Here is a 20,387-nt window from a genome sequence, read left to right as displayed (position 1 = left end):
CGCCTCTGCCCCACCTGGCCTCGGAGGGGATTCAGTCGGAAGTCACGGACAAGCGTCTCCTGCGCGGAGCCCGGACACGCGGGACGGTGCTTCGCCGGGCGGTCGACATCGCCTCACTGGAGGGTCTCGGCGGAGTCAGCTTCGGCCGGCTCGCCGCCGATACAGGTCACAGCAAGGCGGGGATCCAGACCCTCTTCAAGACCAAGGAGAGCCTGCAGCTCGCGACCGTGGAGTTCGCGCGCGAGATGTTCATCGACGCCGTGATCCGCCCTGCGAGGACAGCCCCCGCAGGCATCCCCCGCCTGCACGCACTGCTGGACCACTGGGTCGTCTACGCAGAGACCCCCCTGTTCGAAGGCGGGTGCTTCCGAGTGGCGAATCTCGCCGAGTTCGACAGCCGGGAGGGTCCGGTCCACGACGCGCTGTTCCATGATCAGCGGGAGTGGCGCGAAGTCATCGCGACCGAACTGCGCAAGGCCGTGGAGTCCGGCGAGGTCGCCGAACTCGACGTCGAGCTCACCGTCTTCCAGATCGACGCCCTGCTCTGCGCCGCCAACACGGCCCTGCAGTCGGGCGACGCGGAAGCAGTGGGCAAGGCGCGCCACATCATCGACGGGCTCCTGGAGGCTCCGCGCTGACACCACCGGGTACACGGAGGGAGTGCCTGAGCGGCCGCGGGGGTCAGCCTCGTCGCGGCTCCCATCCAAAGGCGGTACCGGCCGACTCGCGAAAGTGTTGCCCCTGCCGTACAACGATGTCTGATTCCCGCGAGCAGGACGCGTCGTCGCTGATCATGCTGGCGGCATGACGATGTCATCCACAACAGACTCAGTGACAGTGCTCACCGGCATGTACGCAGCTGAGGCGCAGTACCTGGCGGCCGGAGGCCCTGGCGAGGCTTCGTTCGACTTGCTCGCCCCCTTCTTCGCGCCGGACGTCGAGCTGCATCAAGCGGATGCTCTGCCGTACGGAGGTACTTGGCGTGGGCACCACGGAATGACGCGGTTCTTCCTTGCGATGGGACGGGCCTGGGAAACGTTCCACATGGTGGAGCAGGAGTTTCTCGCCACCGGCGAGACTGCGGTCGTGCTCACTCAGGTCCGTGCTCGCGCCCGTGCGACCGGCCGTGAACTCAGCTTCCCGATCCTGCAAACGATCACGGTCAAGGGAGGGCGGATCACCGAGGTCCGTCCGTTCTACTGGGACACGCAAGCCATCGCCGACGCCTGCGCCGCGTCCGCGCCGACAGACTGAGAGCGCCTGCAAACCCAGTGGTCACGACCGCTCGTTACGACGCGGCTTCGAACCCACGTCGGTGTGCGTGAACATGCCGAGCCGGCGCGACAGCGCGCACCGGCCCGCGCCTCCTGTTGGTTCTTGCGCGGAAGGAACGGGCGCTCACCGCACGGCCTGCGTCAGCGACTCAGGAGCGGGCAGTCCGGTCGCGGTCGGGAGTGACGAGGTAGGCCATCGCCATGTCGCCGAGTTCGTCCGCGTACCGACGCAGAGCGACCTCGCCGGTGATGGGGTCGGGGCGCACCGAGTTGTGGAAGCAGGCGCCGAGGAGGGCGCGAGCAGCGGCGTCCAGGGCCGCCTGCGGGTCGGAGCGCCTGACCTGGCCGGCATAGGGGGTTGCGGCTTCGATCAGGAGGCGGTGGATCTCGGCGATGGCATGGGCCCCGCGGTCCAGCGCCTTGGCTCCCCGTGCGCGCAGCAGCTCGGGGAAGAGCTTGTTGCCTTCGGCGAAGGACTGCAGCAGGGCGTGCGCGTAGGTGTCCATGACGCCGGAGAGCGACGGCTCGGCTGTGCGCAGCCGCTCGGCGACGTACGCCTCGCGGCGTTCCAGCATCCGCTCGGCCAGGGCGGTGACCAGCTGCTCCTTGTCGTCGAAGCGGCGGTAGATCGTGCCGACCGAGACACCGGCGCGTTCCGCGACACCGGAGATCGTCATTTCCTCCAGGCCGGATGAGGAGGCGATCTCCTCGGCCGCCTGCAGTACGCGGGCCAAGGTCGCCGCGCTGCGCGCCTGCCGGGGCTCTCGGTAGAGCGGTGGACGATCTGGCTCCTCGGTCATGTCACGCATCGTATCGGCGACAGTCTCAGCAGGTTCTCTTGACAAGTCACTCACTCCTGCGCGTAACTTAATGCGAACATGAATTCACATTCGCATTCTATGGAGGTTCTAGAGTGACCGACAACCAGACGTCATCGCCCGTGACCGTGACGCTCGAGTCAGGACCCACCGGCGGGAGCATCGACGACTTCGAGCTGTTCTACGCCCGCCGCGCCCTTGACCGCTTCAGGACGCGGCTGGGACGCCAGGGCCTGCTCGACCTCCTGGCCGACGACATCGAGGAAGGCAACGCCTTCCTGCGCGAGAGCGCCCGCACGTCCGAAGGGAAGTTCAAGCCCGGCACGACGGTGCTCACCACACAGGGACTCACCTCGGGCGTGTTCCTGGACTGGATGGACAAGGCGTTCGCCGGCGACGAGCGCCCCCTTCTCGCGGCCCACCCCGAGCACTACGTGATGGGCACCGATTCCATCGGAGCGCGCGTGGTGGAGAACATCGGCCCCCACGTCGCCGACTTCTACATGGGCGGCTGGGGAACGGCAGCCCTGGCCTGGGCCACGGACGCGGAGGAGCTCCTCCCGGAGGCCGAGTTCCCGCGCAAGATGTCCTCGAATCTCTTCCTGGCCGACGGCACGGTCGTCGGGCGGGCACTGATCCAGTTCGGTGACACCGCCGAAGGCTTCACGGCGAACCTGACGGTGTACTTCCCCGTCACGTGCCCGGACGAGGTCCTGGAGCACCACCTTCGGCACTACGCCGTCGAGTTCAGGAACTGGATCGTCGCCGCAGCGGCTGCCGCCGCCTGAGGAAGCGCGTCCCAGGCGGAGCCGGGGCGGCCCGGCACACCGGCGAAGGGATCTCCACGCGAGGAGATCCCTTCGCGTACCGCCTCTCGGTCCTCTCGGACACGGACCCGGACCGCGGCCTCAGCTGCCGGCGACGCCCGGGGAAGTCCCCGTCGCAAGCGGGTCACGCGCGCCTCGGGTGAGGCCGCCCAGGGGATCCAGCCGGTACGAGCCGGCCATGACGAGCCAGACGACGACCAGACTGCCGGGAGGCCCGAGCAGGGCGATCGGCAGGTGGGCGCCGAAGAAGCTGAAGAGGGCCAGCCAGACACCGGTGAGGATTCCGGGGTTCCTGAACAGAACGGGCCCGGAGAGCAAGGAGACGGTGATCAGCCACGTGGCCGCAATGACGTGGTCACCGAGACGCATCGGCATGTAGATGTCGTCGGGCACGAGGTTGAGCGTCATGATCCCGACCATCACGTCGATGGCGATCCAGCCGAACGCAGCGGCTCGGATGGTGGCGTGACATCGACCGAGGGCTCACAGGGGCAGGACGACGAGCCGTCCGGCGTCACGTCCGCCGGACGCGCGCCGCGACGCGACCCCGCGCGCAACCGAGGGCGGACCATCGATGCCGCGCGCGAGGTGTTCGCCGCCCAGGGCGTCGGAGCCGGCCTGAACGAGATCGCTCACCACGCAGGTGTCGGCATCGGCACGATCTACCGCCACTTCCCCGACAAACAGGTCCTCGTCGACGCCGCACTCGGTGACCGCTTCACGGAGTTGACGGCGCTGGTGGACCACGGCCTGGCCGCGGCCACGGCCTGGGAGGGGCTGACTCACGTCATGCGGCAGGCGGTGGCCATGAACGTCGCCGACCGCGGGCTGCGCGACATCGTTTTCAGCTCCAGGCACGGTCGGCGGCGCGCCGACGCGCTGCGTGACGGCCTGGCGCCGCGGCTGGAGCAGCTTCTCCAGCGCGCCCAGCGGGAAGGCGCGGTGCGTCCCGATCTGACGGTTGCCGACCTGGTCATGATCATGCTGATGCTCACGGAGTTCGCACACCGGAGCTCTCCGGTTCGCCCGGATGCCTACAGCCGCTACCTGGAGCTGATCATCAGCTCACTGCGCCCGCAGTCGGCCGCCGATGACCTCGGTGTCGTACTGAGTGAAGCCGAGGTCCAGCAGATCGCCCGCCAATGGGCGGGCTCCTCCCGCTGAGGCGCGTCGCCCCGCTGCCGCCACCGCAAGCGAGACCAGCCATGACCGTCGCCCGAGGCCCGGGCTCGGCGGTCACCTCTCCCTGCCCGGACAGGCGGATCTGCGCTCCCCGAACGACGGACTGACCGACCTCGAAACGCCCGGCGCGCCCGACCAGGCCCCCAGGGGCTCTGCACTCCCCGGAGAACCACCTCCCGGATCTGCGCGCACCCCCGGCTGCTCGCGCCGGCCGCTCTCCCGGCATGGCCGCCGACCGTAACCGAAAAAAGCCAAGGACCGAGATTATCGCTAATCTATTGCATTCGTGAGAAGCCCTGTGAACACTGGGTTCCAGATGCAGAGCGCGCGACAGCGCACGAAACAGCGGGAGTACCCATGCGTGTGGCGAACATCGACGGACGGCTGACCCTGAGCCGCCCCGGTGGCCTTCTCGACGTCGCCGAGGCGAGCGGCGGTCGGTTCGGCCCGGACCCGCAGCAGGCGTTCGACGACTGGGAGGCCTTCTCCCGGTGGGCGCACGAACTCGTGCGCGACGGGCAGGCGGATTCCGGGCTGCGTCCCGCGCCGGGCGACGGAGTGGTGTGGGGGCCTCCGGTCCCGCGCCCGGCCCAGGTCTTCGCCGTCGGGCTGAACTACCGCGACCACGTGATCGAGTCCGGGCTGTCCATCCCCGACGAGCCCGCCGTCTTCACCAAGTTCGCCACCTCGCTCACCGGGCACGACCGGCCGGTCACCCTGCCCGAAGGGCTGGTCGACTGGGAGGTCGAGCTCGTCGTGGTCATCGGACGCCGCTGCCACCTGGCCAGCCGCGAGACCGCCTGGTCCCATGTCGCCGGAGTCACCGTAGGCCAGGACCTGTCCGAACGGCGGCTCCAGCTCGCCGGGCCCGCACCCCAGTTCTCCCTGGGCAAGTCCTACCCCGGCTTCGCTCCCACCGGCCCCGAACTGGTCACCGTCGACGAGCTCGCCGACCCGGACGACCTGGAGATCGGGTGCACGCTGGAGGGCGGGGAGGTGCTGCAGAAGAGTCGCACCTCCAACATGATCTTCGACGTCCCGGAGCTGATCGTCCGCCTGTCCGCCGTGTGTCCGCTGCTGCCCGGTGACCTCATCTTCACCGGCACTCCCGCCGGCGTGGGCGGAGCCCGTACCCCGCAGAAGTTCCTCGCGCCCGGTGACGTCCTCGTCAGCTGGATCGAGGGGCTCGGCGAGCTCCGCAACCCGATGCTGTCCTCCTGAACCACCGCGCCTGTCCCCGAGAGAAACAGTCCGTCTGAAGAAAGCCGGCCACCATGCCACTGCACCGCTTGACCCAGATCGTGATGGGCGTACCGAACGTCGAACAGACCGCCGCCTACTACGAGGAATTCGGCCTGACCCCCAGCACCGGCCCGCTGAACACCGTCGCCGCACCCGTGGGCGGGCTCGGCTTCTCCACCGTGGACGGCGGAGAGCAACTGCGCATCGTGCACTCGCCCCGTCGGCGCCTGGTCGAGCTGGGCGTCGGCGCGGACGACCCGGACGACCTCGACCGGATCGCGGCCTCCCTGTCGAAACTCGGCGTCCCCGTCGACCGAACCCCGGCCACCGTCTCCGCCGTCGACCCCGGCACCGAGCTGCTGGTCCGCGTCGAGCTCGCGCCCCGCTACGAGCAGGCGGCCACACCGCCGCCGCCGTACAACACCCCGGGGGTCAGCGCACGCCTGCACGAGCGCGCCCCGGGCATCCTGCGGGAGACCCCCGTCAGGCCGCGCAAGCTGGGACATGTCGTGCTCGGTTCCACCGCACAGGAGTTCTCGCAGCGGTTCTTCCAGGAGGGGATCGGCTTCAAGGTCAGCGACACCGTCCGTGGCCTGGCCGCCTTCATGCGCTGCTCCAGCGACCACCACAACGTGCTGGTCCAGCAGGCGCCGGTAGCCTTTCTGCACCACACGTCCTGGCAGGTCGACGACGTCGACGAGGTGGGCCGGGGTGCGACGGCCATGCTGGAGGCCGATCCCGGCCGGCACACCTGGGGCCTCGGACGGCATTTCATCGGCTCCAACTTCTTCTGGTACCTCAAGGACCCGGCCGGCACCTTCTCCGAGTACTACTCCGATCTGGACTGCATCGTCGACGACGCGCTGTGGAAGCCGAGCGAGTGGGAGGGCGCGAAGGCCCTGTGGGCCTGGGGGCCGCCCCCGCCGCCGTCCTTCCTCGCGCCCGAGGACCTCGCGGAACTCATGACGGGCGCCCACGCCGCCCCCGCCAAGTAGGAGCCCCCGACATGACCCCTCAATCGGACCGCACCACGGACAGCGACGTCCTGGTGGTCGGAGCCGGCCCGGTCGGCCTGGCGTGTGCCCTCCTCCTGGCGCGCGACGGGTGGACGGTGACCGTTCTCGAACGGTGGCCCTCCCCCTACCCCCGCCCTCGTGCCGTGCACTTCGACGACGAGGTCGCACGCCTGCTGGCCGGCGCCGGACTCGGCGACCGGCTCAGGGACCTCACCGAGCCCGCCGACACCTACGAGTGGCGCAACGCCGCCGGCGAGACACTGCTGCGATTCGACTGGTCCATGCTCGGCCCGTCCGGCTGGCCCACCGCGTCGATGATGTACCAGCCTGACCTGGAGAGGGCCCTCGTCGAAACCGCCGAAGCGGACCGGGCGATCACCATCCTGCGTGGCCACGAAGCCGTCGGCCTCGTCGAGAGGGCCGAGGGCGTACACATCACCACCCGCGACACCCACGGGGACGAGAACCACTTCACCGCACCGTGGGTCGTCGGCAGCGACGGAGCCAACAGCTTCGTGCGCACCCACATGCCGACCGGGATGCTCGACCTCGGCTTCTTCTACGACTGGCTGATCGTCGACGTCCATCCGCACGAGGAACGTGTCTGGAACCCCGTCAACCTCCAGATCTGCGACCCGGCCAGGCCCACCACCGTCGTCTCCGGAGGACCCGGGCGCAGGCGGTGGGAGTTCATGCGCATGCCGGGAGAGACGGTGGAGCAGCTCAACACCGAAGCCACCGCCTGGAGTCTCCTGGAGCCCTGGGACCTCACTCCGGACAACTGCACCCTGGAACGGCACGCCGTCTACACCTTCCAGGCGCAGTGGGCGGACATCTGGCGCTCGGGCCGGCTGCTCCTCGCGGGCGACGCAGCCCACCTGATGCCGCCCTTCGCCGGGCAGGGCATGTGCTCGGGCATCCGCGACGCGGCCAACCTCGCCTGGAAGCTCGGTCTCGTTCTCAAGGGCGAGGCCGATCCGGCGGTGCTGGACACCTACGGCGGCGAACGCGGCGCCCACGTCCAGCACGCCATCGCCAAGTCCGTCGAACTCGGCAAGGTCATCTGCGTCACCGACGCCGACGCCGCAGCCGGGCGGGACGCCGGCATGATCGGGCTCGGAGCGGACCCGGAGCGCATCCTGCCTCCGCTGCCCCCGTCCACGCTCCCCCACGGCATCATCTCAGGGGGCGCGCAGGGTCCGGATCCGTCGGCCGGGGTGCTCAGCATGCAGGCACGGGTCCGCCACCGCGGCCGTACCGGCCTGCTGGACGAGGTGGTCGGGCACGGCTTCGTGGTGGCGTCCACCGCTGATCCCCGCACCGTCCTCACGGCTGAGCAGCTCGCCTTCCTCGACCGCATCGGTGCCCGACTGCTGCAACTGGCCCCCGAAGGTGCCGAAGCCGCCGCGGAGGTCGCCGCCTTCGACGTCTATCTGCCGCACCTGGCGGCAGCGGGACACATGGGCGTGGTGATCCGCCCCGACCACTACGTCTACGGCACGGCAGGCACCCCGCAGGAGTTGGCGGCTCTGGTCACCGGTCTCCGGCACCAGCTCTCCTCCCCCTCCGTCCCGACAGCGGCGGCACCCGGCTCCTCGGCCCTGGCAGGCGGCGTATGAACACGACAGACGGGAACCCCTCTCCCCCGGCACCGGTCTGGACCCCCGACCCGGCCACCGCCGCCCACTCGCGTATCGCCCGCTTCACCGAGTTCGTCGCGACCCGTACCGGTACGGCGCACGCCGACTACCGGTCGCTGTGGGAATGGTCGGTGGACGATCTCGCCGGGTTCTGGTCGGCGGTGTGGGAATTCTTCGACCTGCGCTCAAACACCCCGTACGACGAAGTCCTCGACGGGGCGCCCATGCCGGCCACCCGCTGGTTCTCCGGCGCCCGGCTCAACTACGCCGAACACGCCCTGCGCGACGAGGGACCGCATCCGGCGATCCTCTCGGTCGGCGAGGACGGCACCACCACCCACACCGGGCGGGACGAACTCCGGCGTCAGGTCGGCTCCTTGGCGGCCTGGATGCGCCGGAGCGGTGTGACGGCCGGCGACCGGGTGGTCGGATACCTGCCCAACACCACGCACACCGTCGTCGCGTTCCTCGCCGCGGCCAGCATCGGAGCCGTATGGTCAGCCTGCGGGCAGGACTACGGGGCTCCCGGCGCCGCGACACGCTTCGCGCAGCTGGAACCCGTCATCCTGTTCGCCGCCGACGGCTACCGCTGGAACGGCAAGGAACACGATCGCCGTGCCGAATCGGACGCGCTGCGCGCCGCCCTGCCCACCGTGCGGCACACCGTCCGCGTGCCGTGCCTCGGACTTCCCGTGGACGATGACGCTCAGGTGTCCGACTGGGCCGAGGTGACCGGGGGTTCGGAGCAGCCCGTCTTCGAGCAGCTACCGTTCGACGCACCCCTGTGGGTGCTCTTCTCCTCCGGGACGACGGGCACGCCGAAGGGAATCGTGCACGGGCACGGCGGAGTGCTGCTGGACCATCACCGGCTGCTCGGTCTGCATCTCGACCTGAGTCCCGGCGACCGGTTCTTCTGGTACACCACCACGAACTGGATGATGTGGAACCTGGTGGTCTCCGGTCTGCTGATCGGCGCCACCGTCGTGCTGTACGACGGCAGCCCCACGTATCCGGAGCCCGGTCGGCTGTGGGACCTCGCGGCGGAACACCGCGCGGCCGTGCTCGGCGTGAGTCCCGGATATCTCCTCGCCTCCGCGAAGGCGGGCCTAGAACCAGGTCGTGACCTCGACCTTTCCGCTCTGCGGGGCCTCGGCAGCACCGGAGCCCCACTCCCGGCACAGCCCTACTACTGGGTCCGTGACCACGTCGGCGCACATGTCCAGGTCTCTTCCACGAGCGGGGGAACCGACATCGTCAGCGGATTCGCCGGGAGCGCGCCCACCACCCCGGTCTGGGCGGGTGAGATCTCCGCCCCGGTGCTCGGTGTCGCGTTGGAGGCCTGGGACGAGGACGGCCGTCCCGTGACCGACGAGGTGGGCGAACTCGTGGTCACCCGGCCGCTGCCGTCGATGCCCCTGTACTTCTGGAACGACCCCGACGGCTCCCGCTACCGTGACGCCTACTTCGCCGCCTATCCGGGTGTCTGGCGCCACGGTGACTGGATGACCCGTACGTCGCACGGCAGCGTCGTCGTCTCCGGCCGCTCCGACTCCACCCTCAACCGGCAGGGCGTACGGCTCGGCAGCGCCGACATCTACGCGGTCGTCGACGAGTTGCCCGGCATCCAGGAGAGCCTGGTCATCGGGGCGGAACTCGCCGACGGCACCTACTGGATGCCGCTGTTCGTCGTCATGGAAGTCGGCCACGAACTCACCGACGCGCTGCGCGACCGAATCGGCACCGCCATCCGAACGCGGGCATCGCCCCGGCACGTCCCCGACGACATCCTGGCCGTGCCGGCCGTGCCTCACACCCGGACAGGCAAGAAGCTGGAGGTGCCCGTCAAGCGTCTTCTCCAGGGTGCGCCGATCGGCAAGGTGGCCGGTCGCGAGGCCGTCGACGACATCGACGCCCTCGCGTACTTCAGCCGCTTCGCCCGGTAGCGCCGCTCACCGGACGGCTTCGGTGCTCTGCAGCTGCCGGGAGATCGTCCGTGCGGTGGCGCGCACGGCCGGTACGGACGCAGCCAGGCCGATCGCACCCGACACACCCATTGACTATTTGCTATAGCGGAGTCAATGTTGCGCGCATGAGTTCCGATGCCCTCAGCCCCATGGAGACGACGTCGTTGGCCGACCAGGCCTACCGGCGGCTTCGCGCCGCCGTCCGTGAGGGATCGTTGCAGCCGGGCGAGAAGATCACCGAACGCGATCTCGCCGCCCGCCTGGGGGTCAGCCCCACGCCCGTGCGTGAGGCACTGCGTCAGCTGGTGCACGAGAAGGTGGTGGAGCGCGTCGGGACCCGGGCGCTGCGGATCGCCGACCACTCGGCTTCCGCGCGTTCGGAGATCGTGGAGGCCGAGGTGCGGCTGTCGGCGCTCATGGCCCGCCTTGCCGCACGGAACGCCACCGATGCCCAGCTCGCGGATCTGGCCGGTGTGCTGGAGCGGGCCGACGCCCTGGTCGGACAGATCGAGCAGGACGTGGCCGAACACGGGGCGCACGCCGACACCACCGACAAGCTGGTGGCCATCCATCGCCTCATGCGCCGCTTCCACCACCAGGTGGAAGCGGCGGTCGGCAACCCGGTGCTCGAAGGACTGTTGCAACAGGCCCGCGCGTTCAGTGACGAGGAGCGCCTCGATCTGACGATCAAGCTCGCTCCGGAGCGCGCCGAGGCCTTCCGCCGGCGGTTCCGCGAGCATCGCAGCCTGCTCGACGCCCTGGTCGACCGGGACGAGGAGCGGGCCGAACTGCTGGCCGCACATCACCATCGCGAGGCGCTGCATCAGCTCTCCAGCAGCTGACCGAACACCTCCGAGTGCCTGTCCATCGAACGACGACGATGGTCGCCGCACTCGCATCCTCTTGTTGCTATAGCATATGGCAAGGAGCCGCCATGCTGCATCACCACCCGGACGCGACCGCCACGGACGGCACACCCACCCTCGCGCCGCCCGCGCCCGCCCCCGGGAAACGGATGAGCGCGAGCGCGGTGCTGTGGGTCACCCTGGCGGTCTTCGCCCAGGAATCGGTCTGGAACTTCTACGACGCACAGGTCCCCGAGCAACTGCGCCATTACGTCGCGTCGGCCGGCGTCATCGGCCTGATCATGGGTCTCGACCACTCCTTGGGGATCTTCACCCAGCCGTCCGTGGGGTTCCTCTCCGACCGGCTCGTACGCCGCAGGGCGGGGCGGTGGCCGATCGTGCTCATCGGCGCCGTGATCGCCACGGTCCCGTTCGTCCTCATCCCCTGGGCGGGCAGTCTTCCCGTACTGATGGTGTGCGTCGTCGGGTTCGCCCTGGTCGCCAACGCCTTCAAGGGCGTCACCGAGACGCTGATATCCGACTACGTCCCCGCCGGCAGCCGCAGCAGGGCCCAGGGGTTCATCAAGGCCGGTGTCAGCCTGACCATCATCATCTCGTCCTTGATCAGCCTGCTGGTCGTGGACCGCAGCCTTCACCTGGCGTTCGCGCTCCCCCCGGTCCTGATGCTCGTCATGCTCGGGCTGTCATGGATGTTCCTCGGCCGCCGGCACGAGCGGTCCGTCCTGCCCGAGCAACCCACCGACGGCGGCCAGGACACACCGGAGTTCGCCTCTCCCTGGGCGGTCCTGAGGAACGCGGTGCGCAGCCCTTCGAGCCCGACGGTGCTGCTGATGATCGGAATCTTCTGCTTCTCGGGCATGTGGACCGCGCTGCGCTCGCTGAACACGCCGTACGGCACCGAGGTGCTCGGGCTGACCCGCGGCGAGGCCGGTGGGCTCGCCCTTCCCGGCGCCATCGCCTTCCTGGTGTGCGTGCTGCCGCTCGCCTACGGCTCCGACCGGCTCGGGCAACTGCGCGCCATGCGCTACGGCGTCGGGCTCTTCATCGTCGGCCTCCTGGTCGGCTTCGCCGTCCCGACGGTCCCCGGGACGGTCGTCTCGACGGTCCTCTCCTCCATCGGCTACGCCTCGTTCGCGGTCAACGCATTGGTCGCGCTCTGGGACCTGGCCCCGACCCAGAAGGTGCTCGGCACCTACACCGCCCTCTACACCATCGCCTCCTCCGCCGGCATGGCCCTGGGCCCGGCGATCCTCGGCATCACCGTGGACCTCACCAGCTGGCGCTTCATGATGCTGAACGCCGCCGCCTTCGCCGCTGTCACCTTCGCCGTCTTCACCCTGCTGGCCCGCCGGACTCCCGACCGGAGTACGGCGTGAGGAACCGCTCCACCAGTACAACGAAAGGTCCTGACCCCATGGAATTCCGCATCCTCGCCCCGACCGGGGCACTGGGCGCCGGCTTCGACGCGGACGCGTTCCGTCGCGGCGTCGCAGCCCGTCCCCATGTGATCGCCTGCGACGCGGGGTCCACCGACTCCGGCCCCGCGGCCCTCGGCTCCGGCACGCCGAAGCTCTCGGCCCAGGCCGTCGCGCGCGACCTGCGGCTCCTGCTGAAGGCCCGCGACGAGCTGGGAGTGCCGCTCGTCATCGGTTCGTGCGGCACCTCCGGACGCGATGTCGGCGTCGACGAAGTCGCAGCCCTCACCCGCCGTATCGCCGGCGAGGAGAACCTGCACTTCACACTCGGACTGATCTACTCCGACCAGCCCGCCGACCGGCTCCGGGACCTCTACGACGCCGGCCGCATCCGGCCGCTCGCCAACGCACCCGAGATCGACCGGGAGCTGTTCGGGCGCAGCCACACGGTGGCGATGATGGGCGTCGAACCCATCCAGGAAGCGCTCGTCCAGGGCTGCGACGTCATCCTGGCCGGCCGTGCATCCGACACCGCCCTGTTCGCCGCCCTCCCCCACCTGCGAGGCGCCGATCCGGGTCTCGCCTGGCACCTGGCCAAGACCATCGAGTGCGGCGCCGCCTGCGCCGTCCCGCCGTCCGCCAACGGCCTGCTCGCCACGCTGCGCGACAACCACTTCGATGTCACCACCCTCGCCGACCGCACCCGGCTCACACCCCGCTCGGTCGCCGCCCACACCCTGTACGAGAACGCCGACCCGTTCCACATAGCCGAACCCTCAGGCGTACTGGACACCACCGACGCCACCTACGAAGCGGTGGACGAACAGACCGTCCGCGTCAGGGGCGCCCGCTACCTCCCCGCCGACGGCTACACCAACAAGCTCGAAGGCGCCGAACTCGTCGGCTATCAGACCGTCATCATCGGCGGGGTACGCGACCGCGTCGTCATCGACGCCCTGCCCAAGCTCCTGCCCTTCGCCCAGCAGTACTTCGACGCGAAGATCCTCGACGTCTTCGAAGGCTCGGTGGATCCGGCCTCCGTCGACATCGACTACCGCCTCTACGGCGGCGGGGCCGTCCTCACCGGTACGGAGCCCGAGCCGCTCCGGCCCCGCGAACTCGGCGTACTGATCACGGTGACCGCCCCCGACCAGGCCACCGCCCACGCCGTCGCCACCTTCGTCGCCCACGCCAGCAGCCACCTGCCCATCGCCGAGTACGACGGACTGGTCTCCACCCTCGCCTACCCCTATTCGCCCCCCGAGACGGACCGCGGACCGCTCTACCGCTTCACGCTCAACCACGTCGCCACCGGCATCACGCCCACCGAGCTGTTCCGCACCACCACCGAGGAGCTGTAGAACCCCATGGCCACCCTGCTCGACTACTGCTCCCTGGTCCGCTCCAAGAACGCCGGACCCTTCACCCTCACCTTCGACTTCATGTGCCACGACCGGGCCGCCTACGACGCACTGGTGGCCACCGGCTTCCTCGACACGAACCTCTTCGCGTCCCTCTACGGCACCGATCCCGATCGGATCCTCGTCGTCAACCACCCCGGCGCACTAGCCGTCAAGGTCTCCCTGCCCCGCCCCACCGTTCAGGGCGACCTCCACGACACCGACTGCTACGCCGGCCAGCAGTACGCCCCGCTCATGGACATGGAGCTGCCCGCGGCCCCCTGACCTCGACCGCCCTCCTCCTCACGCACTCCGGAGCCGCACCCATGCCCACCGAACGTCCCCTTTCCCCTTGGCACCTGCCTCCCGACCACCCCGCACAGCTCTTCCTCACCGGCTCCACGCCCCTGTTCGCGCTCGCCGCCGACCCGCGCGTCTCCTACTGCCTGTACGTTCCCCGTGGCCACAGCAACACCGGTGAACCCCGCCCCCTCGTCGTGGCCGTCCACGGCACCCGCCGAAACGTCGGCCAGGTCCGCGACCACTTCGCCGACTTCGCCGAGGAACACAACTGCGTCGTCCTCGCCCCGCTGTTCCCTGCCGGACTCACCGGCCCCAACGACCTCGACAGCTACAAATTCTTCACCGAGCCGGGCATCCGGCCCGACCTTCTCCTGCTCGACATGATCAGGGAGGCGGCCGGCCGGTGGCACATCCGAACCGACCGCTTCCACCTCCACGGCTTCTCCGGCGGCGGCCAGTTCGCGCACCGCTTCTTCTACCTCCACCCCCACAGCCTGGCCTCGCTCTCCGTGGGCGCTCCGGGCCGCACCACCCTCCTCGACGAACAAACCCGCTGGTGGCGGGGCACCGCCGACAGCACGGAGCTCTTCGGTTTCGCTCCGGACCCCACGGCCATGGCTGACGTACCCGTACAGCTCGTCATCGGGGAACAGGACACCCACATCGAGGTCTGGGAGGGTGCGGAACAACCGGGCAGCCGAATGGACCGCCTGCGCGAACTGCGCGAGAACTGGGACCGGCACGGCATCGCCACACGACTGGACGTCGTCAGCGACGCCGGACACAGCGATGTCGCCGTCATCCCGGCCGTGCTCTCCTTCCTGTCCGGCCAGATCGCGGCGCCGGCGAGCTCACGGCACACGTGAGCAGCAGGGCCTCAGCGCTGTCTGCGGTCATCGGCACCGGGACCGTGTCAGTGGGCGCCGGGCTCGGCGGCGATGCGCTCCAGTACGGCGTCGAGGTCGGCGCGGGACCACCAGGAACCATCCCTCATCACTCCCGCGATCGCGCGGAGGGCGGTGTGGCTCTCCAGCGGATCCTCGTCCAGGAGCACCAGGTCAGCGGGCATGCCGGGTGCGATCCGGCCGAACCGGCCTTCCTCGCCGAGGAATCGGGCCGGCTCGGTCGTCGTCATCCGCAGGATGGTCAGAGGGTCGAGCCCGGCTTCGGCCAGGTGGCCGAACTCGTCGTGAAGGGCGAAGCCCGGGATGATTCCCGCGGCCCCGCACGCGTCGGTTCCCGCGATCATCGGCACTCCGGCATCGGCGAAGGTCTTGGTCATCCGCAGTTGCGCGTCCCAGTGGTTGCGCAGGGCGTTGCGGGTGACGTCGGGGAGCCTGGAGAACTTCTTCGACGACTTGTCCCAGGTGCGCAGCTCCTTGGGAGCCATGTACCGGCGCCTCGGGTCCTCGGTGTGTTCCGGCGAGTCACCGAACTGCTGGGTGTGGACCCGGATCAGGGTCGGGCACTGCCAGGTGGTGTGTTCGACGAACAGGGCCGCCAGTTCCTCGGCCTTCCGCTGGTCGTAGGAGCCGTCGGCCAGGTCGTAGGCGTGCGCTTCGACCTCGGACGTGCTGGTCGCGGGGTTCGTGACCATGCCCTTGATCAGCTTCATCGCCAGCTTCTCGGCGCCGGGGATCTTGATCCTGGGGATCGGCGGGAGCTTGCGGGTGGGGTTGCCGGCGCGGACCTCGCTCTCCTTGGAGGAGGCCGCGGCGAACACGGTGACACCGGGGCCGAGGTGTTCGACCGACCACACCCCGGCGCGCGCGGCCTCGCGGGGGTCGAGGTCGGCGGGCAGGTGGCCGCCGAGGCGGATCCCGAGGCGGTTCGCCTCCTGGAGGGCCGCGAGGAAGGTGTCCCGGGTCGTCATGCCCGCCTTGACGAAGTCGGCGCCGTCCCGGTGCTGTTCGCGCACGGCCTGCACCGCGCCCTCGGCGGTGCTCGCGTTCAGGGGGGTCAGCAGGTCACCGGCCGTCGCCTTGAGCGCGGGGGCGCCGGCCGGCTGCGGAAGGGTGCCCTGGTTCCTGGCTTTCAGCAGCGCCCTGTTCCCCGACATCTGGCGGAAGCCGACCACCCCGTTGGCGAGCATCAGCGCATACGTGCCGTCGACGTCCTTCGGAGTGTTCAGGGCGTGCATGTGCATGTCCATGAATCCCGGAACGACGAACCGGCCCCGCCCCTCCAACACGTGTGCGTCCGTGGCGGGTGCGCCGGTCGCCGTCACCGACGTGATCCGGCCCCCTTCCACCACCACGTCCTGACCGGGGCTGCGGCGCCCGTCCAGTGGGTCGACCACGGTGACATCCCTGACCACCACGCGCCCGTTGACCGAGGACGGCTCGACGTACCTGCTCATGCTTCTCCTTGGTGTCATCACGACGGTGTCCTCACGATTCAGTGCTTGCGGCTACGGCATTCGGGCGGCCGTCACCCGGTGAACAGCCGGCGCGCGTTGCGGGTGGTGAGGTCCCGCCAGGTGTCGGTGGCGGACGGCTGCGCCGCCGCGTCGACGGACGCGACCTGGGCGAGCGCACCTTCGGCAGGTGTCCAGCAGTAGTCGCTGCCGTACAGCAGGCGCTGGGTGCCGAACGCGGCGTCCAGGGCCGGAATCTGACGCGGGAAGGGCGTCCCGGCCATGTCGTACCAGACGCGGCCGAGCTCCTTCAGGGCGCTGGGCGCGTCCGTGGAGCCGTCGCGGAACACGGCGCCGAACATGTCGATGCGGTCGGCGAGCAGCGGCAGCGCTCCCCCGCCGTGGGTCAGGACCCAGCGAATCCGCGGAAAGCGGGTGAACACTCCGCGCAGGAGCAGGTCGCTCGCGGCGCGGGCGGTGTCGAAGAGGAACTCCAGCATCGGCCGGGGCCGGCCCAGGGCGACATCGTCGGCGTGGGGCGGTGAGGTGGGGTGGACGAAGACGAGGGCTCCGCGGCGGTCGAGGTCCTCCCACAGCGGTTCGAAGCGCGGGTCGCCGAGGTAGACGCCGTGGTGGTTGGTCTCCACGGCCACCCCGTCCGCACCGAGCACGTCGAGTGCGTGGGCGGCTTCGGCGAGTGAGCCCTCGACGTCGGGCAGCGGCAGGGAGGCGAAGTGACCGAACCGCTGCGGACGCTCGCTTCGGACCCCGGCGCCGAACTCGTTGACCTCACGCGCGAGAGCACGGGCGGCGTCGTCGTTCCCGAAGTGCACGCCGGGTGAGGAGATCGAGAGGTAGGACTTCTCGGTGCCCGAGCGGTCCATCAGGTCGAGGTGCCGCTCGACGCTCCACGTGGGCCAGCCGGGCATTCCGTCGGGGTGTTCGATCCCGGCGGACCGGGCGGCGGCGACATAGCCGTCGGTGACGAAGTGGGCGTGGACGTCGATGAGACCGGTCGGGGTCATGGGGGCTCCCTGGGTTGCGGGTCCGTACCCGAACCAGCGTAGGAACGTGACCGTAGGATGGAATGAGTGATGCCAATCAATGAAACGCCGGGTTCCGACAGCGGCTCCCGGCCACGGCGCGGAAAGAAGCCGGCCGAGGGCCAACCGGTCGTCGACCGGGCGTTCGCCCTGCTCAACGCGTTCGACAGCGACCACCGGGCGCTGTCTCTCGCCGGCCTGGCGCAGCGGGCCGGCATGCCCCGCAGCAGTGCGCTGCGACTCGCCCGCGCTCTCGTCCGTCTGGGTGCGCTGGAACGTCTCGACGACGGGCGCTACGTCGTGGGGCTGCGGTTGCTGGAGACGGCGTCCCTGGCACCGCGTGGCCACGGGCTGCGGTCCGTGGCCATGCCCTTCATGGAAGACCTCTTCCACGTCACACGACAGCACGTGCTGCTCGCCGTGCGCGAGCAGCAGGAGGCCCTGCTCGTCGAACGGCTTTCGGCGCTCGACGCCAGCCCGGTGCAGTACCGCGTGGGAGGCCGGCTTCCGCTCGCGGCCACCGGCGCCGGCCTGGTGCTGCTCGCCTTCGCTCCGGCGGCCGTCCAGGACCACGCCATCGACACCTACGAGCCCGGGAACGGCCATGACGGCATCTCCACCTCCGCCGACCTGCGCCGCATGCTCGCCGAGGTACGGCGCGGTGATCACGCTTTCGGCCGGCAGAGTCGTCCCTGGCCCGTGAGTACCGTGGCCGCGCCGGTGCGGGACGGCGGCGAGGTGGTGGCGGCGTTGTCGGTCGTCGCGCCCAGTACCGGCTTCGCGGAGGCGGGTTACAGCCCGGCGGTGCGGGCCACCGCCCGCGCGATCTCCCGTCGGCTGGAGGAGGAAGGACACCGGGCTGCTCGTGCCGGCGGCTCCCCTGCCTCGCCGTGACGAAAGCACGCAGGGAGGGATGGAGCCTGTGCCGCCGCTCCGGTACCGGGCAAAGGGTCCGCCCACCCGGTTCGTCCTCATGTGCCGTCCTCCGGGCCGGAGCTCAGAGATCCCACCAGCCGAACGCGTGGGTGGGAGCGTGTACGCCGTGGGCGCGGTCGAGGCGGGTCGGCCGGCCGCGGTGGAAGATCAAGGGTTTGCGTGGCGGGCGGGCCGCGGAGAGGTCCCGTACCCGGCCCACCACCGCCACGTGGTCCCCTGCCGGAAGGTTTCCCTCGACGTCGCAGGTGATCCAGGCCGCCGCCCCACCGAGCCGCGGGGCCGCGCTCGCCCCGAACTCCCAGTCCCCGGTGGCGAACCGATCAGCCGCCCTGCGGGCGAAGGCCGTGCACACCTCCTGCTGGTCCTCGGCCAGCACGTTCACACGGAAGCACCCGGCGCCGACGATCGCCTCGGCGCTGGCCGAGGTCAGGCCGGCGTAGAAGACGACGAGGGGCGGGTCGAGTGACACGGACGTGAAGCTGCCGACCGTGAGACCCACCGGGCCCGACGGCGTCATGGCGGTCACCACGCACACGGAGGTCGGTACGTGGCCCAGGACATGGCGGAACACCGCCGGGTCGGGGCCGGCGACGGTCAGGTCCGTTGCGGCGGGGGACGAGGTGGGCACAGCTGCCTCCAGGGCGGGATCCGGGGTCTCTCGTCCCAGTGATTCCACGGTCGTCCCGTCATCGCACTGGGCCGGGGGGCCAAGCAGCGTGGACGGGCTTGGGCGCCGGGACCGAACGACCGCCCGACTGGTCCGGCAGCGCAAGGAGCGGCCGCGATTGTGTGGTCCCGGAACCAAGACAGCCGGGCGAACCGGGCGTGCAATCCCAGGAGCGGCACCTCGTCACGCGAGGTGCGCCACCTGAGCCGTGCCACGCCCGGAGGACACCATGACCACGACCGCTGCCACCCCGCAGACGCCCGCCGCGTCCACCACGCCGTTGAAGGAGCGCGCGGCGGAGCTGCTTCCACTGCTGAGGGACAACGCCGCCCGCACGGAAGCCGACCGCAAGATTGCCGAGGAGAACATCAAAGCCCTGTCCGACGCCGGACTGTTCCGGCTGACCGTGCCGGCGCGCTTCGGCGGGCACGAGACCGGTTTCCGGACCTTCCTGGAGGTCTCCTCGGAGCTGGCGCGAGGGTGTGGGTCCACGGCCTGGGTGACGACCCTGGTCAATGTCTGCAACTGGATGGTCGGCCTGTACCCCGAGCGGGCCCAGCAGGAGGTGTGGGGCGAGAACCCCGACGCCCGGGTGTGCGGTGTCCTCGCTCCCAGCGCCACCAGCCGGGCCGTCGAGGGCGGCCTGGTCGTCACCGGCCGCTGGGGCTTCGCATCCGGCAGCCTGCACGCGCAGTGGGCGACGCTCGGCATCCCCGTCGTGGACGCCGCAGGTCAGCAGACCGACCAGGGCGCCGCTCTCATTCCGATGAGCGACCTGACGATCGAGGACACCTGGTACGTCGCCGGCATGCGCGGCACGGGCAGCAACACACTCGTCGCCGACGAGGTGTTCGTTCCCGCGCACCGCATCCTGTCGGTGAGCCAGGGTGTGCAGGGCGCCTATCCGACCGAACTCAAGGACGAGGTCCTGTACCGCTCGGCACTGGTGCCGGTCCTGGCGCTGGTGCTGGCAGGCCCGCAGGTGGGGCTGGCGCAGGCGGGAATGGACCTGGTCAGGGCCTCTCTGGCCAAGGGCAGGGGCATCTCCTACACCTTCTACGAGCGGGCCGGCGAAGCGCCCTCGACGCAGATCCAGATGGCGGAGACCGCCCAGCTGATCGACACCGCCCGGCTGCACCTGATGCGGGCCGCCGACGACATCGACACCTGGGCGGCCCGGGACGAGTACATGCCGTTCGAGACGCGGGCCCGGGTCCGGATGGACACCGGTTACGTGGCGCGGCGCTCCCGTGAGGCCCTGGACCTGCTGCTGAGCATCCAGGGCGCCGGCAGCTTCGCGGAGGCCAACCCGCTGCAGCGGATCTGGCGGGACCAGGAGACGAGCAGCCGGCACGCGGTGATCAATCCGGCCATTGCCGGCGAGCTGTACGGGCGGGCGCTCCTGGGCGTCGAGGAGCAGGTCACCCCACTGATCTGA

20 protein-coding genes are annotated in these 20,387 nt (G+C 70.1%); 15 read left to right on the top strand and 5 right to left on the bottom strand.

Annotated elements, in window-relative coordinates:
• Positions 1–86 precede the first annotated feature (86 nt).
• Positions 87–638 carry a TetR/AcrR family transcriptional regulator gene (locus OG408_RS36850; protein ID WP_285566509.1) on the top strand — a complete coding sequence of 184 codons (552 nt, stop codon included), beginning with the start codon at positions 87–89 and terminating at the stop codon, positions 636–638.
• 166 nt (positions 639–804) lie between these two features.
• The gene (locus OG408_RS36845; protein WP_326673839.1) at positions 805–1,254 is read left to right on the top strand and encodes a nuclear transport factor 2 family protein; all 450 of its coding nucleotides are present in this window, start codon (positions 805–807) and stop codon (positions 1,252–1,254) included.
• Positions 1,255–1,423: 169 nt separating this feature from the next.
• Here OG408_RS36845 and OG408_RS36840 read toward each other — a convergent pair whose 3' ends face one another.
• Positions 1,424–2,074 (bottom strand): TetR/AcrR family transcriptional regulator, encoded by a 651-nt coding sequence (locus OG408_RS36840; protein WP_326673837.1) that lies wholly within the window; start codon positions 2,072–2,074, stop codon positions 1,424–1,426.
• A gap of 113 nt (positions 2,075–2,187) precedes the next feature.
• On the opposite strand from OG408_RS36840, the gene OG408_RS36835 reads away from it, so the two are divergent.
• Entirely contained in the window at positions 2,188–2,880 is a 693-nt protein-coding gene (locus tag OG408_RS36835) for a hypothetical protein (protein WP_326673836.1), read from the top strand.
• Between the two features lie 120 nt (positions 2,881–3,000).
• On the opposite strand, the gene OG408_RS36830 is transcribed toward OG408_RS36835, so the two are convergent.
• Positions 3,001–3,327 carry a hypothetical protein gene (locus tag OG408_RS36830; protein ID WP_285566516.1) on the bottom strand — a complete coding sequence of 109 codons (327 nt, stop codon included), beginning with the start codon at positions 3,325–3,327 and terminating at the stop codon, positions 3,001–3,003.
• Positions 3,328–3,384: 57 nt separating this feature from the next.
• On the opposite strand from OG408_RS36830, the gene OG408_RS36825 reads away from it, so the two are divergent.
• The 10 genes from OG408_RS36825 (at position 3,385) to OG408_RS36780 (ending at position 14,813) form a co-directional block, all read left to right on the top strand.
• On the top strand, positions 3,385–4,083 hold the full coding sequence (locus OG408_RS36825) for a TetR/AcrR family transcriptional regulator (RefSeq protein WP_326673835.1): 699 nt from the start codon (positions 3,385–3,387) through the stop codon (positions 4,081–4,083).
• Between the two features lie 375 nt (positions 4,084–4,458).
• Positions 4,459–5,322 (top strand): fumarylacetoacetate hydrolase family protein, encoded by an 864-nt coding sequence (locus OG408_RS36820; RefSeq protein ID WP_326673833.1) that lies wholly within the window; start codon positions 4,459–4,461, stop codon positions 5,320–5,322.
• A 53-nt stretch (positions 5,323–5,375) separates the two neighbouring features.
• Complete coding sequence (locus OG408_RS36815) at positions 5,376–6,338, top strand: VOC family protein (RefSeq protein ID WP_326673832.1); 963 nt, start codon at positions 5,376–5,378, stop codon at positions 6,336–6,338.
• Positions 6,339–6,349: 11 nt separating this feature from the next.
• Positions 6,350–7,978, top strand: a complete 1,629-nt coding sequence (gene mhpA / locus OG408_RS36810; RefSeq protein ID WP_326673830.1) for a bifunctional 3-(3-hydroxy-phenyl)propionate/3-hydroxycinnamic acid hydroxylase MhpA — start codon at positions 6,350–6,352, stop codon at positions 7,976–7,978.
• The gene (locus OG408_RS36805) at positions 7,975–9,942 is read left to right on the top strand and encodes an acetoacetate--CoA ligase (RefSeq protein WP_326673828.1); all 1,968 of its coding nucleotides are present in this window, start codon (positions 7,975–7,977) and stop codon (positions 9,940–9,942) included. The genes mhpA and OG408_RS36805 overlap by 4 nt, the downstream gene beginning before the upstream one ends.
• Positions 9,943–10,088: 146 nt before the next feature.
• Positions 10,089–10,805, top strand: coding sequence for a GntR family transcriptional regulator (locus OG408_RS36800; RefSeq protein ID WP_285566528.1), 717 nt, complete (start codon positions 10,089–10,091; stop codon positions 10,803–10,805).
• A gap of 92 nt (positions 10,806–10,897) precedes the next feature.
• Positions 10,898–12,205: an MFS transporter gene (locus OG408_RS36795; protein ID WP_326673826.1), complete on the top strand. Its 1,308-nt coding sequence runs from the start codon at positions 10,898–10,900 to the stop codon at positions 12,203–12,205.
• Positions 12,206–12,243: 38 nt separating this feature from the next.
• On the top strand, positions 12,244–13,605 hold the full coding sequence (locus tag OG408_RS36790) for an acyclic terpene utilization AtuA family protein (protein ID WP_326673824.1): 1,362 nt from the start codon (positions 12,244–12,246) through the stop codon (positions 13,603–13,605).
• Positions 13,606–13,611: 6 nt separating this feature from the next.
• Complete coding sequence (locus tag OG408_RS36785) at positions 13,612–13,929, top strand: DUF4387 domain-containing protein (RefSeq protein ID WP_326673823.1); 318 nt, start codon at positions 13,612–13,614, stop codon at positions 13,927–13,929.
• Positions 13,930–13,970: 41 nt separating this feature from the next.
• Positions 13,971–14,813 carry a PHB depolymerase family esterase gene (locus tag OG408_RS36780; protein WP_326673822.1) on the top strand — a complete coding sequence of 281 codons (843 nt, stop codon included), beginning with the start codon at positions 13,971–13,973 and terminating at the stop codon, positions 14,811–14,813.
• Between the two features lie 47 nt (positions 14,814–14,860).
• Here OG408_RS36780 and OG408_RS36775 read toward each other — a convergent pair whose 3' ends face one another.
• Both OG408_RS36775 and OG408_RS36770 read right to left on the bottom strand, forming a co-directional pair.
• On the bottom strand, positions 14,861–16,306 hold the full coding sequence (locus OG408_RS36775) for an amidohydrolase family protein (RefSeq protein ID WP_326673821.1): 1,446 nt from the start codon (positions 16,304–16,306) through the stop codon (positions 14,861–14,863).
• Between the two features lie 71 nt (positions 16,307–16,377).
• Complete coding sequence (locus OG408_RS36770) at positions 16,378–17,328, bottom strand: amidohydrolase family protein (RefSeq protein ID WP_326673820.1); 951 nt, start codon at positions 17,326–17,328, stop codon at positions 16,378–16,380.
• A gap of 69 nt (positions 17,329–17,397) precedes the next feature.
• On the opposite strand from OG408_RS36770, the gene OG408_RS36765 reads away from it, so the two are divergent.
• On the top strand, positions 17,398–18,240 hold the full coding sequence (locus OG408_RS36765; protein ID WP_326673819.1) for an IclR family transcriptional regulator: 843 nt from the start codon (positions 17,398–17,400) through the stop codon (positions 18,238–18,240).
• Between the two features lie 103 nt (positions 18,241–18,343).
• Here the strand turns inward: OG408_RS36765 and OG408_RS36760 are convergent, their stop codons facing one another.
• Complete coding sequence (locus OG408_RS36760; protein ID WP_285566544.1) at positions 18,344–18,910, bottom strand: flavin reductase family protein; 567 nt, start codon at positions 18,908–18,910, stop codon at positions 18,344–18,346.
• A 268-nt stretch (positions 18,911–19,178) separates the two neighbouring features.
• Here OG408_RS36760 and OG408_RS36755 point away from each other — a divergent pair, with 268 nt between their 5' ends.
• On the top strand, positions 19,179–20,387 hold the full coding sequence (locus tag OG408_RS36755; protein ID WP_326673817.1) for an acyl-CoA dehydrogenase family protein: 1,209 nt from the start codon (positions 19,179–19,181) through the stop codon (positions 20,385–20,387).

Source organism: Streptomyces sp. NBC_01257 (assembly GCF_035917255.1).
Classification (GTDB): Bacteria; Actinomycetota; Actinomycetes; order Streptomycetales; family Streptomycetaceae; genus Streptomyces.
This window is presented reverse-complemented; position numbering and strand designations above follow the sequence as displayed.

Excerpts from the sequence above, each read along its gene's own strand:
- OG408_RS36845 (WP_326673839.1), top strand. The coding sequence starts at position 805 with ATGACGATGTCATCCACAACAGACTCAGTGACAGTGCTCACCGGCATG.
- OG408_RS36840 (WP_326673837.1), bottom strand. The coding sequence starts at position 2,074 with ATGACCGAGGAGCCAGATCGTCCACCGCTCTACCGAGAGCCCCGGCAG.
- OG408_RS36830 (WP_285566516.1), bottom strand. The coding sequence starts at position 3,327 with ATGACGCTCAACCTCGTGCCCGACGACATCTACATGCCGATGCGTCTC.
- OG408_RS36820 (WP_326673833.1), top strand. The coding sequence starts at position 4,459 with ATGCGTGTGGCGAACATCGACGGACGGCTGACCCTGAGCCGCCCCGGT.
- OG408_RS36815 (WP_326673832.1), top strand. The coding sequence starts at position 5,376 with ATGCCACTGCACCGCTTGACCCAGATCGTGATGGGCGTACCGAACGTC.
- mhpA (WP_326673830.1), top strand. The coding sequence starts at position 6,350 with ATGACCCCTCAATCGGACCGCACCACGGACAGCGACGTCCTGGTGGTC.
- OG408_RS36805 (WP_326673828.1), top strand. The coding sequence starts at position 7,975 with ATGAACACGACAGACGGGAACCCCTCTCCCCCGGCACCGGTCTGGACC.
- OG408_RS36800 (WP_285566528.1), top strand. The coding sequence starts at position 10,089 with ATGAGTTCCGATGCCCTCAGCCCCATGGAGACGACGTCGTTGGCCGAC.
- OG408_RS36795 (WP_326673826.1), top strand. The coding sequence starts at position 10,898 with ATGCTGCATCACCACCCGGACGCGACCGCCACGGACGGCACACCCACC.
- OG408_RS36790 (WP_326673824.1), top strand. The coding sequence starts at position 12,244 with ATGGAATTCCGCATCCTCGCCCCGACCGGGGCACTGGGCGCCGGCTTC.
- OG408_RS36785 (WP_326673823.1), top strand. The coding sequence starts at position 13,612 with ATGGCCACCCTGCTCGACTACTGCTCCCTGGTCCGCTCCAAGAACGCC.
- OG408_RS36780 (WP_326673822.1), top strand. The coding sequence starts at position 13,971 with ATGCCCACCGAACGTCCCCTTTCCCCTTGGCACCTGCCTCCCGACCAC.
- OG408_RS36775 (WP_326673821.1), bottom strand. The coding sequence starts at position 16,306 with ATGAGCAGGTACGTCGAGCCGTCCTCGGTCAACGGGCGCGTGGTGGTC.
- OG408_RS36770 (WP_326673820.1), bottom strand. The coding sequence starts at position 17,328 with ATGACCCCGACCGGTCTCATCGACGTCCACGCCCACTTCGTCACCGAC.
- OG408_RS36765 (WP_326673819.1), top strand. The coding sequence starts at position 17,398 with ATGCCAATCAATGAAACGCCGGGTTCCGACAGCGGCTCCCGGCCACGG.
- OG408_RS36755 (WP_326673817.1), top strand. The coding sequence starts at position 19,179 with ATGACCACGACCGCTGCCACCCCGCAGACGCCCGCCGCGTCCACCACG.